Origin of the sequence: Bacillus sp. KS1, from assembly GCF_020075515.1 — a bacterium.
Classification (GTDB): domain Bacteria; phylum Bacillota; class Bacilli; order Bacillales; family Bacillaceae; genus Bacillus; species Bacillus velezensis.
In genome coordinates this window covers 122347-135671 of record NZ_JACAWW010000017.1, presented here as the reverse complement: position 1 = coordinate 135671, position 13325 = coordinate 122347, and the positions used below count along the sequence as shown (strand labels likewise).

12 protein-coding genes are annotated in these 13325 nt (G+C 48.9%); 11 read left to right on the top strand and 1 reads right to left on the bottom strand.

The genetic code is table 11. The features are described 5' to 3' along the window. The first annotated feature begins 316 nt into the window (after positions 1 to 316). The 10 genes from HWY38_RS11245 (at position 317) to HWY38_RS11200 (ending at position 12076) form a co-directional block, all read left to right on the top strand. Positions 317 to 1753 carry an FAD-dependent oxidoreductase gene (locus tag HWY38_RS11245; RefSeq protein WP_014304772.1) on the top strand — a complete coding sequence of 479 codons (1437 nt, stop codon included), beginning with the start codon at positions 317 to 319 and terminating at the stop codon, positions 1751 to 1753. After that, positions 1750 to 2292, top strand: a complete 543-nt coding sequence (locus tag HWY38_RS11240) for an MFS transporter (protein ID WP_003155082.1) — start codon at positions 1750 to 1752, stop codon at positions 2290 to 2292. The genes HWY38_RS11245 and HWY38_RS11240 overlap by 4 nt, the downstream gene beginning before the upstream one ends. A gap of 132 nt (positions 2293 to 2424) precedes the next feature. Continuing rightward, entirely contained in the window at positions 2425 to 3462 is a 1038-nt protein-coding gene (argC, locus tag HWY38_RS11235; protein ID WP_224181861.1) for an N-acetyl-gamma-glutamyl-phosphate reductase, read from the top strand. 22 nt (positions 3463 to 3484) lie between these two features. Further along, positions 3485 to 4702 carry a bifunctional ornithine acetyltransferase/N-acetylglutamate synthase gene (gene argJ / locus HWY38_RS11230; protein ID WP_082997829.1) on the top strand — a complete coding sequence of 406 codons (1218 nt, stop codon included), beginning with the start codon at positions 3485 to 3487 and terminating at the stop codon, positions 4700 to 4702. A gap of 14 nt (positions 4703 to 4716) precedes the next feature. Beyond that, a complete protein-coding gene (argB, locus tag HWY38_RS11225) occupies positions 4717 to 5493 on the top strand; it encodes an acetylglutamate kinase (protein ID WP_038457598.1) in 777 nt (258 codons plus the stop codon). Further along, complete coding sequence (locus tag HWY38_RS11220; RefSeq protein ID WP_224181860.1) at positions 5490 to 6647, top strand: acetylornithine transaminase; 1158 nt, start codon at positions 5490 to 5492, stop codon at positions 6645 to 6647. Before argB ends, HWY38_RS11220 begins: the two co-directional genes overlap by 4 nt. Positions 6648 to 6715: 68 nt before the next feature. After that, positions 6716 to 7774: a carbamoyl phosphate synthase small subunit gene (locus HWY38_RS11215; RefSeq protein WP_012117273.1), complete on the top strand. Its 1059-nt coding sequence runs from the start codon at positions 6716 to 6718 to the stop codon at positions 7772 to 7774. Then, complete coding sequence (locus tag HWY38_RS11210) at positions 7767 to 10862, top strand: carbamoyl phosphate synthase large subunit (protein ID WP_224181859.1); 3096 nt, start codon at positions 7767 to 7769, stop codon at positions 10860 to 10862. The genes HWY38_RS11215 and HWY38_RS11210 overlap by 8 nt, the downstream gene beginning before the upstream one ends. Beyond that, positions 10850 to 11821 (top strand): ornithine carbamoyltransferase, encoded by a 972-nt coding sequence (argF, locus tag HWY38_RS11205; protein WP_082997831.1) that lies wholly within the window; start codon positions 10850 to 10852, stop codon positions 11819 to 11821. Before HWY38_RS11210 ends, argF begins: the two co-directional genes overlap by 13 nt. Before the next feature lie 75 nt (positions 11822 to 11896). Continuing rightward, positions 11897 to 12076: a YjzC family protein gene (locus tag HWY38_RS11200; protein ID WP_003155070.1), complete on the top strand. Its 180-nt coding sequence runs from the start codon at positions 11897 to 11899 to the stop codon at positions 12074 to 12076. Positions 12077 to 12112: 36 nt separating this feature from the next. On the opposite strand, the gene HWY38_RS11195 is transcribed toward HWY38_RS11200, so the two are convergent. Beyond that, the gene (locus tag HWY38_RS11195) at positions 12113 to 12298 is read right to left on the bottom strand and encodes a YjzD family protein (protein WP_007409129.1); all 186 of its coding nucleotides are present in this window, start codon (positions 12296 to 12298) and stop codon (positions 12113 to 12115) included. A gap of 260 nt (positions 12299 to 12558) precedes the next feature. On the opposite strand from HWY38_RS11195, the gene HWY38_RS11190 reads away from it, so the two are divergent. Further along, the gene (locus tag HWY38_RS11190) at positions 12559 to 13293 is read left to right on the top strand and encodes a hypothetical protein (RefSeq protein WP_224181858.1); all 735 of its coding nucleotides are present in this window, start codon (positions 12559 to 12561) and stop codon (positions 13291 to 13293) included. Positions 13294 to 13325: the final 32 nt, after the last annotated feature.

The window sequence follows — 13325 nt, the reverse complement described above, 5'->3', positions numbered from 1 at the left end:
TCTTTGTTTTAAACAATCCCTTTGGTAATACATCTGCATATATATCGATTATATACTGACTAAAAAATCATTTTTAGGGATTTCTGTGTATTTTTTATGCCCGGTGTTTTCCGGATGACCGTTTTGAACTGTACTAAACATGATTCTGCCGGACGCGTCTGCTTTGTCGCTGCAGACCGGCGTGCGGAAAGAAGGGCAAGTCACTAAAAAAAACAAGTTTCCCGCCATTCGGGGTTTTTTGCGGTATCGGGTTAAAAAGGAAAAAAACGGACGGAGGCATGATATAATAGACCGGCTGCATGCGAGGGAGGAACCCATGAAGAAAAAATTACTTCTCATTATCCTTAGCATTCTTGTTTATACGGCGCTGTTCGCTGTTTCCGCCTTTCACAAAGAGCCGGAGCGGCAGGCAGGGACAATGACGGATGTCAGCCGTCTCATGCCCGTGAAAATTAAGCAGACGGTCAAAGGAAAAGAGAAAGAAACATTGGTCGAAACGATTAAGGAAGCAAAGAGAAAGCATTTGAAGATCTCAATCGCAGGCGCCCAGCACTCAATGGGCGGCCAGACGTATTATGAAGACGGTATCGTTCTCGACATGACGGGCTACAACAAAATACTCGGTCTCGACCGAAAGAAAAAAATCATCAGAGTGCAGGCGGGAGCGACGTGGAATGATATTCAGCGCTATGTCAATCCGTACGGGCTCGCGGTAAAAGTCATGCAATCGCAAAACATTTTTACGATCGGGGGCTCACTGAGCGCCAACGCCCATGGCCGGGATATCCGGTACGGTTCGCTGATTGATACGGTCAAATCGTTTCATCTTTTAAAGGCGGACGGCAAAGTCATCACCGTTACTCCGAAAGATGACCTGTTTTCAGCCGTCATCGGCGGCTACGGCCTGTTCGGCGTCATCCTTGACGCGGATATTGAGCTGACGGATGATGAGCTTTATGAAATGAAAACGAAACGCATGAACGCTGATACATACAGTCAATATTTTACGCAGCATGTTCAGCGCAACCCCGCCGTGCGCATGCATCTCGCGCGGATCGCAACAGGGGATAAAGGCTTTTTGCACGATATGTATGTGACTGATTACACACTCTCAGACAACCAGAAAGAATTAAAGCGGCACAATGAACTGAAAGAAGATGAGCATCCGGCGCTGACGAAATTCGCGCTCGGCCTCTCCCGCCGGTATGACTGGGGCAGAAATTGGTTCTGGTCAACTCAGCAGTCTTATTTTCTCAGCCAAAACGGCGTGAAAGTCTCCAGGAACAATGTCATGCGGTCAGAGTCGAAATTTTTGGAATATGAAAACACGGACAACACCGACGTGCTACAAGAATACTTCGTACCCGTCGGCGAATTTGCGCCGTACATTCATGATTTACGCAAGACGCTGTCACATGAAGATCTCAATCTCGTAAATATTACGATCCGCTACGTGCAAAAAAATGAAAAAGCCGATCTGTCATACGCAAAGGAAGACATGTTTTCACTCGTTCTTTTAATCAATGAAGGGTTTTCAAAAGACAGCCAGGCGAGTGCGGCGCGGATTGTCAGAAAAATGACGGATACGGCATTGCGCCACCGCGGCAGTTATTATCTCCCGTATATGCTGTATCAAACGAAAGAGCAGATGCGCGAGGCATATCCGAAAAGCGATATGTTCTTTCAGAAAAAACACAAATATGATCCGGATGACTTGTTTATGAATTATTTTTATCAGAGGTACAAATCATGAAACACAACCATTTAAAATGGCTGATCCTGTCACAGAGCAGTGTCTTTTTTGCCGGCAGCCTGATCTTTCCGTTTTATATTTTATTTATTAAAAACATCGGTTCCAGCTACACGCAATTCGGTCTCTCATACGGCTTGTTCGGCCTGAGCGGCGCATTGATTCATCCGCTGCTCGGCCGGCTGTCGGCAAGACTGGATCCCCGCTGGTTCCTTATGGCGAATTCGTGGGGGATGGCGGTGCTTCTTCTGACGCTCCCGCACATTACCGGCGTGCACCAGGTTTATGTTGTGCAGGTGCTTTTGGGCCTGTTCGGCGCGATGCAAAAACACGGCGAGAAAATCATGATCGCCGATTACACCGACGGCGGGGAGCGGGGAAAAAAAGTCGGCAGCTATCATTTCTGGACGGCCGTATTTTCAGCTGCCGCCATTATTCTCGGCGGGTTTCTCGCTGATTTCTTTACGGTTTATATTATTTTTTACGCCAGCTCCGTGCTGTTTTTTATAAGCGGGCTGATGATGCTGAAAAAAACAGGCTGATCCGATCAGCCTGTTTTTTGTCCGCAAAAGCAGATGGAAAATGAATGAAAAAATATTAAATATACAATTGAATTAATTTTTATTCATGTTATAATGTTAAATAATTTCACAAAAACCAAGAAGGTGAACCCGTTGAAAATAGGTATTATAGGCGCTACTGGTTATGGAGGCGCCGAACTTGTCAGGATTCTTAACCATCACCCTTATGCAGAGGATTGTATATTATATTCATCGAGCGACGAAGGGAAAGAATATGCCGCTTCATATCCGCATTTGAGGAATATAGCGTCACAATCACTTCAGCCGCTTCATATAGAAACGATCCGAAACGAAATTGATGTCATGTTCATAGCCGCGCCGCCCGGCGTCTCCGGAGAGTGGTCGCCCAAGCTGGCGGAGGCGGGCATTCCGGTCATTGATCTATCCGGCGATCTGCGGATTCAAAACCCGGCCGTGTATGAAAAGTGGTATAAGCGGAAGGCCGCTCCGAAAGGAACGATTCAAAGCGCGGTTTACGGTTTAGCTGAATTGCAAAAAGAAGAGATTCAGACTGCAAAGCTGATTGCCAATCCGGGATGTTTTCCGACTGCTGTACTGCTCGGGCTCGCCCCGCTGGCGAAGAATAAGCTTTTACAAGATTCATTTCTGATTGTTGATGCGAAAACAGGCGTATCCGGCGCCGGCCGAAAAGCATCAATGGGCACTCATTATTCTGAGCTGAATGATAATTTCAAAATTTATAAGGTTAATGAGCATCAGCATACTCCGGAAATTGAACAGCAATTAGCGGCTTGGCAGCCCGGCACAGGCCCGATCACGTTTTCCGCTCATTTGGCGGCGATGACAAGGGGCATTATGGCGACGATGTATACGGAGGCTCCTCCGGGTATGTCTGCTGCACAGGTAAGAGAATTGTATTCCGAATTCTACAAAGATTCATATTTTGTCAGAATCAGGCCGGAAGGTGAATTTCCGGCGACGAAAGAGGTATACGGCAGCAATTTTTGTGATATCAGTGTCACCGTGGATGAAAGAACAAACCGTGCCACCATCGTTTCTGTCATAGATAATCTGATGAAAGGCGCCGCAGGGCAGGCGGTTCAAAATTTAAATATCATGAATGGCTGGCAGGAAGAAACGGGACTTACGATGACGCCAGTCTATCCATAGAACGAAAGAGGGATTCGAAAATATGATTCAGCTGAGTGAGGAAATCACGAAAATAAAAGGCGGCGTATCCTCGCCGAAAGGGTTTGAGGCAAAGGGCGTGCACTGCGGTCTGCGCTATTCAAAAAAAGATCTCGGAGCGATTATCAGCGAAGCGCCTGCAGTCAGTGCAGCGGTATATACGCAGAGCCATTTTCAGGCAGCGCCCTTGAAAGTGACGCAAGCCAGCCTGAAAAAAGAGGGTGTGCTTCAGGCGGTTATCGTCAACAGCGCGATTGCCAACGCCTGTACGGGAGACCAAGGATTAAAGGACGCCTATGAAATGCGGGACGGCTTCGCGAGCCAGCTCGGCATTGAGCCGGAGCTTGTTGCGGTTTCGTCAACCGGGGTGATCGGCGAGCTTTTAGACATGAAAAAAATTCAAGCGGGTATTGAACAGCTCGGTCAAGCGCCGTCCGTGTCCGGAGCATTTGAAGAAGCCATTTTGACGACGGATACAGTGACGAAACAGACGTGTTATGAACTGGTGATCGGCGGAGACATCATCACGATCGGCGGAGCAGCGAAAGGCTCCGGCATGATCCACCCCAACATGGCGACAATGCTCGGCTTTGTCACAACGGACGCGGCCGTGGAAGAACAGGCGCTCAAAAACGCGCTCAGAGAGATTACGGATGTTTCATTTAACCAAATCACCGTTGACGGAGAAACATCGACGAATGACATGGTGCTTGTGATGGCGAACGGCTGCGCAGGGAATGATTGCCTGACGGAGGATCACCCTGACTGGCCGGCTTTTAAAAAGGGATTAAAGCTTGTATGCGAAGACCTAGCCAAAGATATTGCCAGAGACGGTGAAGGAGCGACGAAATTAATTGAAGCCAGAGTCGAAGGCGCGAAAAATAACCTTGAGGCGAATATTATCGCCAAAAAAATCGTCGGTTCAAGCCTTGTGAAGACCGCCGTTTACGGCACAGACGCCAATTGGGGGCGCATCATCGGCGCAATCGGGCACAGTGCGGCAAGCGTAACGGCCGAACAAGTGGAAGTTTTCCTCGGCGGTCAGTGTCTGTTTAAACACAACGAACCTCAGCCGTTTTCGGAAACTGATGCCAAGGAGTACTTATCAGGTGATGAAATTACGATTGCAGTCCGCCTGCAGGAAGGCTCCGGCAGCGGCCGGGCATGGGGCTGTGACTTAACCTATGATTATATCAAAATCAATGCGAGCTATCGCACATAACAAAGGGGAGCGGCATGAAGAAAACCATCGTTTTTAAGTGCGGCGGAAGCGTAATCCGCGAGTTATCCGCCGATTTTTTTCAAAATGTAAAAGAGCTTATGCAATCGGGCTGGAACATTGCCGTCGTCCATGGAGGCGGCCCGGACATTTCAAGAATGCTGAAAACATTGCAGATTGAAACGGAATTTGTCGATGGACAGCGGAAAACGACCAAACCGGTGCTGGAAACAGCGGAAATGGTCTTGTCAGGGACGATCAATAAATTTTTCGTAACCGAACTCGCGAAAAACGGGCTGAAAGCCGCGGGAATATCAGGAAAGGACGGCGGTCTCCTTCAAGCATCCTATCTTAATCAAGACAAATACGGAGAAGTCGGCGAAATACAAAAAACCGATCCGTCAATCATTCACGCATTAATGAAAGAAGGCATCATTCCCGTTATCGCTCCGCTTTCCATGACAAGTGATTTCGAAACGCTGAACGTCAACGCAGACGCCGCGGCATCGGCCGTCGCTTCAGCCTTACACGCCGATAAACTTTTATTTGTCACGGATGTCGAAGGAATTATGGACGGAGAGAACAGGCTGGATACTTTGACGCCGCAAGAGATTCAGGCCCTCATCGATGACGGCGTGATTTCAGGGGGGATGATTCCGAAGGTAAACTCGGCATTATCGGCACTGAGTGAAGATGTCGAGGAAGTGATGATCGTAAACGGAAAAGGAGCGTTTTTCACCGATCAAGCCTTCCAAGGAACAAAAATCGTCAAAGAAAAGGAGAGCGTGTCATGAGCAGTTTATTTCAAACCTACAGCCGCTGGCCCATCGATATCAAAAAAGCGAAAGGGACAATTGCAGAGGATGAAAACGGAAAAACGTATCTCGATTTCATTCAGGGCATCGCCGTTTCCAATCTCGGCCATTGTCATGATGCGGTGACAGAAGCGGTGAAAGCACAGCTTGACAGCGTATGGCACGTTTCCAATCTGTTTGAAAATGACCTTCAGGAAAAAGCCGCGGCAAAGCTGGCCGAACATAGCGCGGGGGATCTCGTTTTCTTCTGCAACAGCGGGGCCGAAGCGAATGAAGGCGCCATTAAGCTTGCCCGTAAAGCAACGGGAAAGACAAAAATCGTAACATTTCATCAATCCTTTCACGGACGGACCTATGCGGGGATGGCCGCCACCGGACAAGACAAAATCAAGACCGGTTTCGGACCGATGCTTCAAGGCTTTCACTATCTTCCGTTCAATGATCCGTCGGCATTCAGCACGCTTTCAAAAGAGGATGATATCGCCGCCGTCATGCTTGAGACGGTGCAGGGAGAAGGGGGAGTCAATCCCGCCGATCCGGAATTCATCGAAGCCTTACAGACATTTTGCCAAGACAAACAGGCGCTGCTTATCGCAGACGAGATTCAAACCGGAATCGGCCGGACGGGCAAGGCATTCGGCTATGAGCATTTCGGCATCTCTCCGGACATCATCACTGCTGCGAAAGGGCTTGGAAACGGTTTTCCCGTCGGAGCCGTGATCGGCAAAAAGAAGCTTGGCGACGCCTTTACGCCGGGTACGCATGGTACGACTTTCGGCGGCAATAAGCTTGCCATGGCAGCTGTGAAAGCAACCTTGGACATTGTGTTTCAGCCGGACTTTCTCCAGGCGGCGGCAGACAAAGGATCATTTTTAAAAGCGCAGCTGAACCGTGAACTGACAGGGCTTTTTGTAAAAGAAATCCGCGGAAAAGGGTTATTAATCGGCATTGAATGCGCAGGTCCCGTGTCTGGCATCATCGGAGATCTGCAGGAACGCGGACTTCTCGTGCTTCCGGCTGGACCGAATGTCATCAGGCTGCTCCCGCCGCTTACGGTTTCTGAAGAAGAAATGCTGTCGGCCGTCAGTATGCTGAAAGCAGCGATCGAAGCGCATTCGGCAGTGAAACGGTAATTTTTTTCGATATAAGAGTATAAAAATTCATATTTTTAATTAATTATTCATCAAGAGGTGGGCTTTAGATGAAAGGCTATTTAGTATTGGAAGACGGAACATCATTCGGCGGTGAACTTGAAAAAGAGGCCCGCTGTGTTGGCGAAGCTGTTTTTTTCACCGGTATGACGGGCTATCAGGAAGTGCTTACAGACCCGTCATATAAGGGCCAGATCATCGTCTTTACGTATCCGCTGATCGGAAACTACGGAATTAATGAAAAAGACCTTGAAAGTAAGATTCCTCAAGTCAAGGCTGTTGCCGTCTATGAAGCGTGTGAACATTTTTCTCACCATGAAGCAGTTTCAAGCTTGAGAGAGTATTTAAATAAATGGAACATCCCGCTCTTAACCGAAGTGGACACACGGGCCGTCGTCAAAACCATCCGCTCCGGCGGCACGATGAACGCTGCCGTGTCAACAACAGGAGAGATTCCCGCAGCATCCGGAACAGAAAACCCGGCGGAGCTGGCGCAGTCTGAAGACATCACATCAATGGGGAACGGAGACCGGCATATTGCGCTGATTGATTTCGGTTATAAAAAATCAATCGCCTCGTCACTTGTAAAGCGCGGCTGTAAAGTAACGGTCATTCCGTATCAGCAGATGAACGCTGTTTACGACATTCAGCCTGACGGAATCGTGCTCTCAAATGGCCCGGGCGACCCGAAAGCGATTGCGCCGTACATGAACCGGATTACATCATTACTCAGTGATTTCCCCGCACTCGGCATTTGCCTCGGGCATCAGCTGATTGCCCTGGCTTTCGGAGGAAATACGTATAAGCTGCCGTTCGGCCACAGGGGTGCCAACCATCCCGTCATTGACCGGAAAACGAAACGGGTGTTTATGACAAGCCAGAACCACAGCTATGTCGTCGATGAAGCATCAATTGACGAAAACGAGCTGTCCATCAGATTTCATCATGTCAATGATACATCAGTGGAAGGGCTCATTCATAAGCGCCTTCCCGTATTAAGCGTCCAGTTCCACCCTGAAGCTCATCCCGGACCGGCTGAGAGCGAGTGGATATTTGATGAATTTCTAGAGAAAGTGATACCAGCAAGGAGAGAAATCGCTCATGCCTAAAGATACAACCATTTCCAGCATATTAGTCATCGGCTCCGGCCCCATCATCATCGGCCAGGCGGCAGAATTTGATTATTCAGGAACGCAGGGCTGCATGGCTCTGAAAGAAGAAGGATACCGTGTTATTCTAGTCAACAACAACCCGGCAACGATTATGACGGATGAGGCGTTTGCCGATGAAATATATTTTGAACCGCTCACAACCGACAGCATCGAGGCTATTATTGAAAAAGAAAAACCGGACGGTCTGCTTGCCAATTTGGGCGGCCAGACTGCATTGAATTTAGCCGTTAAGCTTGAAGAAGCAGGCGTGCTGAAGAAGCATCACGTCAAGCTTTTGGGAACATCGGTGGAAACCATTCAAAAAGGCGAAGACCGGGAGCAGTTCCGCGCCCTGATGAAAGAGCTCGATCAGCCCGTTCCGGAAAGCGAAATCGTCGACAACGAAGAAGACGCCCTCCGCTTCGCTGAGTCTATCGGATTTCCGGTCATTCTGAGACCGGCGTACACGCTAGGCGGAAAGGGAGGCGGAATCGCGAAAACGAAAGAATCGTTTCAGACGCTTATTAAACAGGCGCTGTTAGCAAGCCCGATCAGCCAATGCCTCGTCGAAAAAAGCATCGCCGGTTTTAAAGAAATCGAATATGAGGTCATGCGCGACAGCAATCATACATGCATCACCGTCTGCAATATGGAAAACATTGATCCCGTCGGCGTGCATACAGGGGACTCCATCGTCGTCGCACCGTCCCAGACGTTAACGGATGAAGAATATCAGATGCTGCGTTCAGCAAGCCTGGCGATTATTTCGGCGCTGGATGTAGTCGGCGGCTGCAACATTCAATTTGCGCTGGATCCGTTCAGCAAACAGTACTATGTCATTGAAGTGAACCCGCGTGTCAGCCGCTCTTCAGCTCTCGCGTCAAAAGCGACCGGCTATCCGATTGCCAAAATGGCGGCGAAACTTGCCGTCGGCTATACGCTTGATGAACTGAAAAATCCGCTGACGGGCTCTACTTATGCAAGCTTTGAACCGGCGCTTGATTATGTCATCGTCAAATTCCCGCGCTGGCCGTTTGATAAATTTAAACATGCCGACCGCACGCTCGGAACGAAGATGAAAGCGACGGGAGAGGTCATGGCGATCGAAAGAAATATGGAAGCGGCTATTCAAAAAGCGGCGGCCTCCCTTGAGCTGAAAACGATCGGCACCCGCCTGCCTGAACTCGGCGGCTGTAGGATCAATCAGCTGTGGGAATTAGCGGTAACGCCGGATGACCGGAGATTTTTCGTCGTCATGGAACTGTTAAGCCGCGGTGAAACGATAGAAGACATCCATGCCAAAACGAAAATTGACCCGTTTTTTCTCCATGTATTCCGAAATATCATCACATTGGAAAACAAGCTGATGGAAGAAGGGGATCATCTGTCTGTGCCGCTTTTAAAGCAGGCGAAGGTAAAGGGCTTCACGGATGTCATGATCGCATCTCTCACGGGAAAAACGGAAGAAGACATCCGTGCTCTCAGAAAGAAATCAGGCATCGTCCCGTCGTTTAAAATCGTAGATACATGCGCCGCTGAATTTGATGCCAAGACGAATTATTTCTACTCCACCTACCTCGGGGAAAGCGACGGAGATATCAGCCGAAAAGAGAAAAAACGCGCTCTCATCATCGGCTCCGGCCCGATCCGCATCGGTCAGGGAGTGGAATTTGATTACAGCGCCGTCCACGGCGTTCTGACCCTGCAAAAGCTGGGGTATGAAACGATTATGATCAATAACAATCCGGAAACAGTAAGCACGGATTATGAAATCGCCGACCGGCTTTATTTTGAACCGCTGACGACAGAACATATTTTGAACGTGGCGGAACATGAAAACATTGATTTTGCCATCGTCCAGTTTGGGGGGCAGACCGCGATCAATGCCGCTGAACCGCTGGAAAAAGCGGGCATTCCGCTGCTCGGAACATCCTTTGAAACCCTTGATGCGCTGGAGGATCGGGATCTGTTTTATCAGCTGCTTGATGATCTTGACCTGAAACATGCCAAAGGCGAAACCGCTTATTCAAAAGAAGAAGCAACGGAAAAAGCAAGCCGAATCGGCTACCCCGTGCTGATCCGTCCGTCTTATGTCATCGGGGGGATGGGCATGATTATCGTTGATTCAGAAGCGCAAATGTCAGAACTGCTGGAAAATGAAGCGGGCATGCCGTATCCGATTTTGATCGATCAGTACATTACAGGAAAAGAATTGGAGATCGATCTGATTTCCGACGGACATGAAGTATTCGTGCCGACTTACACAGAGCACATTGAGCGCGCCGGCGTCCATTCGGGCGACAGTTTTGCGATTCTTCCGGGTCCGTCTGTCACACCTGATATGCAGCGGAATATAAAAGAGGCCGCCAAAAAAATCGCGGTAAAACTGGCTTTTAAAGGCATCATGAACATTCAGTTTGTCATTGATGACAAAGGGGATATTCTCGTTCTTGAAGTGAACCCGCGGGCAAGCCGCACAGTTCCTGTCGTGTCTAAGGTGATGGGGGTGCCGATGATTCCGCTTGCCGCCAGATTGCTGGCCGGCGCTTCCCTTAAAGACATCAAGCCCGAGGTTCAAAATCAGCACGGAACGGCTGTGAAATTCCCGGTTTTTTCTTCTCACGCCATTCAGGATGTGGACGTAAAGCCCGGACCGGAAATGAAGTCTACCGGAGAAGGCATGTGTGTCGCGTTTGACGCAGAAAGCGCCCTGAAAAAAATCTACGCGCACGTCTGGGAGAAAAAAGGCAGCATCTATCTGGAAGGCTGTGATGTGGAATTGGAACGTCAGGCTCAAGAGGCGGGATTTACCGTATGCAAAGATGCGTTCCCGGCATGGGCAGAGCGAAAGGATAAAGCGGTCCATATCAATTTCAATCACTCTGAAGAAGCGCGTAAACAACGGATCGAAGCCATGACGCACGGTGTGACGGTCTTTACTGAACCGGAAACCGTAAAGGCATTTTTAGCAAGCGGCTCCGGCAAACCTCAGCCTGTATCGCTCAAAGATCTTTATCAAAAGGAAGTGGCATCATGCACACAATAAAAGCGGAACACACATTAACCCATTTGTACGGCAAAGATTTTCTTTCCTTAAAAGATGTCAGCCCGTCAGACATCAATGCGCTTCTGACAGAAGCTTCATTATTAAAACAACATCCGATACAGCCGATTTTCCAAGGGAAAACATTGGCGATGATTTTTGAAAAATCTTCAACCCGCACACGCGTGTCTTTTGAAGCGGGAATGGCCCAGTTCGGGGGAACGGGACTATTTCTTTCAAGCAGCGACCTGCAGCTTGGGCGGGGGGAGACGGTCGCGGATACGGCGAAGGTGCTGTCCGGATTCGTTGATGCCATTATGATTCGCACCTTTGAACATGAAAAAGTCGAAGAGCTTGCCGAGCATGCAGACATTCCCGTCATAAACGGGCTGACCGACCGGTATCACCCGTGTCAGGCACTCGCGGATCTGTTAACGATACAAGAAATAAAAGGAGAACTGAAAGGAGTAAAAGTTGCCTATATCGGTGACGGAAATAATGTGGCGCATTCACTTATGATCGGCTGCGCAAAAATGGGCTGTGACATTGCGGTTGCTTCGCCGAAAGGCTATGAAGTAGAGGAAGAGGCGGTGAATGCCGCAAAAGAAGCGGCGGCTGTTTCCGGAGCGAAAATCACCCTTACCGAAAATCCGCAGGAAGCAGTGCGGGATGCAGACGTGATTTACTCCGACGTCTTCACGAGCATGGGGCAGGAGGAAGAGACGCAGCAGCGGCTGAATGTGTTTGCCCCGTATCAAGTCAACGCCTCACTCGTCAGTCTCGCCAAACCCGACTATACATTTTTGCATTGCCTGCCCGCGCATCGGGAGGAAGAGGTCACGTCCGAGATTATCGACGGCCCGAACTCTGCGGTATTTCAGCAGGCGGAAAACCGGCTTCACGCGCAAAAAGCGCTCCTGAAAGCTCTTCTTTACAAACAGGATGAACAAAAAAACCGCTGAATCTCATTCAGCGGTTTTTGATATTTCTCCGCATACAAGCGCATACTACATAAAAAAGAAAAAGGAGGAAATGACGTGGGACAGCAACATCAATTCCGCCCGGGACAAAAAGCGCCGAATAACGGTGTGTACGTTGAAATCGGCGAAACGGGAAGCATGGTCAAAAACCCGCAAAAAATCAAGCTTACGGTGGGAGAAATGTTCCCTGAAACTTCAAACCACAACAGATTGTGGACGTATCAACGAAAACCGTGAACACAAAAAAACCTGCTGAATAGCAGGTTTTTTTATTTAATGCTGGCTTGCATCCTGTTTGACAGGCATGATCTCCGCAAGAACAAAGACAAGCACCGCAATAACTACGGCAATAACGGATGATTGCTTGAAATTGTACGCCGCGCTGTTCATGGAGGCGACCAAATAACAGGCCATATGTGTTAAAAGGAACGTCCAAATAAAACCGATAATAAACCGCACGTTTCCACCTCGTCCTTCATTTTATTCTACGTTGTATCATACCATACATAAAGCGCGGGCGGAAGGTCATTTTCTCATCAAAAAGCGCGCCTGAAACTGACATGTGCCCGCCTGTCCGGCCGTCTGACGGAAAATTCGGTTCCTGTGCTTGGGATAATAGCCAAAACATAGCAGCAAATAGGAGTTTATCCGATCCGTTTTCATTCTTCTTACATATGATAGCCAATAGAGAGATTAGGAGTAAAAGGAGGCGGGCAGGCATGGGGATAACGGAAAGATTTTTCCACTTCGGATCTGAGCTGAACGTCATCCATCTGCCGTATCGGCCGAACGGCTTCTGTATCTTTATTCTGGGGGACAGAACCCACTTTGTCAGCCGGGACTCAAGCTTTTGGCTCGAACATGAAGGGAGAAAGCAGCTGTTACATGTGCTGCTTGACAGAGGGTACACCATTTTTAACAGCAATTTATACGGACGGCATTGGGGTTCGGAAAAAGCCGTCCTTTACGCCAGACAGCTGATGCATTATGTGCTGAAACAAGAAACCCTCAATCCGAAAATACACTTGCTCGCAGAAGGTATGGGCGCCCTTATCGCCGATCAATTGCTGCAGTCTTCACCGGAGCATATCCGTTCAGCCGCAATGTTAGATCCTTGTCTTGACCTTCAAGCCCATTTTGAATCAGAAAAAGAAAATAAGTTTTTTTATAAGCAGTTCCTGAGGGAAACGGCACAAAGCTTCGGTGTTTCTGAAAAAGAGGCAAGCTCACTGAGCTATCAGACCATTACCGGCTGCCGCACCCGCGTGCCGGTACATATATGGCAAAGAACGACCGGAGCGCCGTACCCGTACACCCTGCATGCGAACGCGTATAAAGAAGCCCGGGAAAAGACCGGAAGCAAGACTGATATCACGTATCACCTGCTTGAGAACCCTGCGCGTATGTACAGAGCCATCTGCCGGTTTTTCCGCAGTCATGAAAAAGACCTGTAATGAATAGAATACAACAGCCATCTCTTTTCAGA

Excerpts from the sequence above, each read along its gene's own strand:
- argB (WP_038457598.1), top strand. The coding sequence starts at position 4,717 with ATGAAGAAAACCATCGTTTTTAAGTGCGGCGGAAGCGTAATCCGCGAG.
- HWY38_RS11190 (WP_224181858.1), top strand. The coding sequence starts at position 12,559 with ATGGGGATAACGGAAAGATTTTTCCACTTCGGATCTGAGCTGAACGTC.
- argJ (WP_082997829.1), top strand. The coding sequence starts at position 3,485 with ATGATTCAGCTGAGTGAGGAAATCACGAAAATAAAAGGCGGCGTATCC.
- HWY38_RS11240 (WP_003155082.1), top strand. The coding sequence starts at position 1,750 with ATGAAACACAACCATTTAAAATGGCTGATCCTGTCACAGAGCAGTGTC.
- HWY38_RS11220 (WP_224181860.1), top strand. The coding sequence starts at position 5,490 with ATGAGCAGTTTATTTCAAACCTACAGCCGCTGGCCCATCGATATCAAA.
- HWY38_RS11210 (WP_224181859.1), top strand. The coding sequence starts at position 7,767 with ATGCCTAAAGATACAACCATTTCCAGCATATTAGTCATCGGCTCCGGC.
- HWY38_RS11215 (WP_012117273.1), top strand. The coding sequence starts at position 6,716 with ATGAAAGGCTATTTAGTATTGGAAGACGGAACATCATTCGGCGGTGAA.
- argF (WP_082997831.1), top strand. The coding sequence starts at position 10,850 with ATGCACACAATAAAAGCGGAACACACATTAACCCATTTGTACGGCAAA.
- HWY38_RS11245 (WP_014304772.1), top strand. The coding sequence starts at position 317 with ATGAAGAAAAAATTACTTCTCATTATCCTTAGCATTCTTGTTTATACG.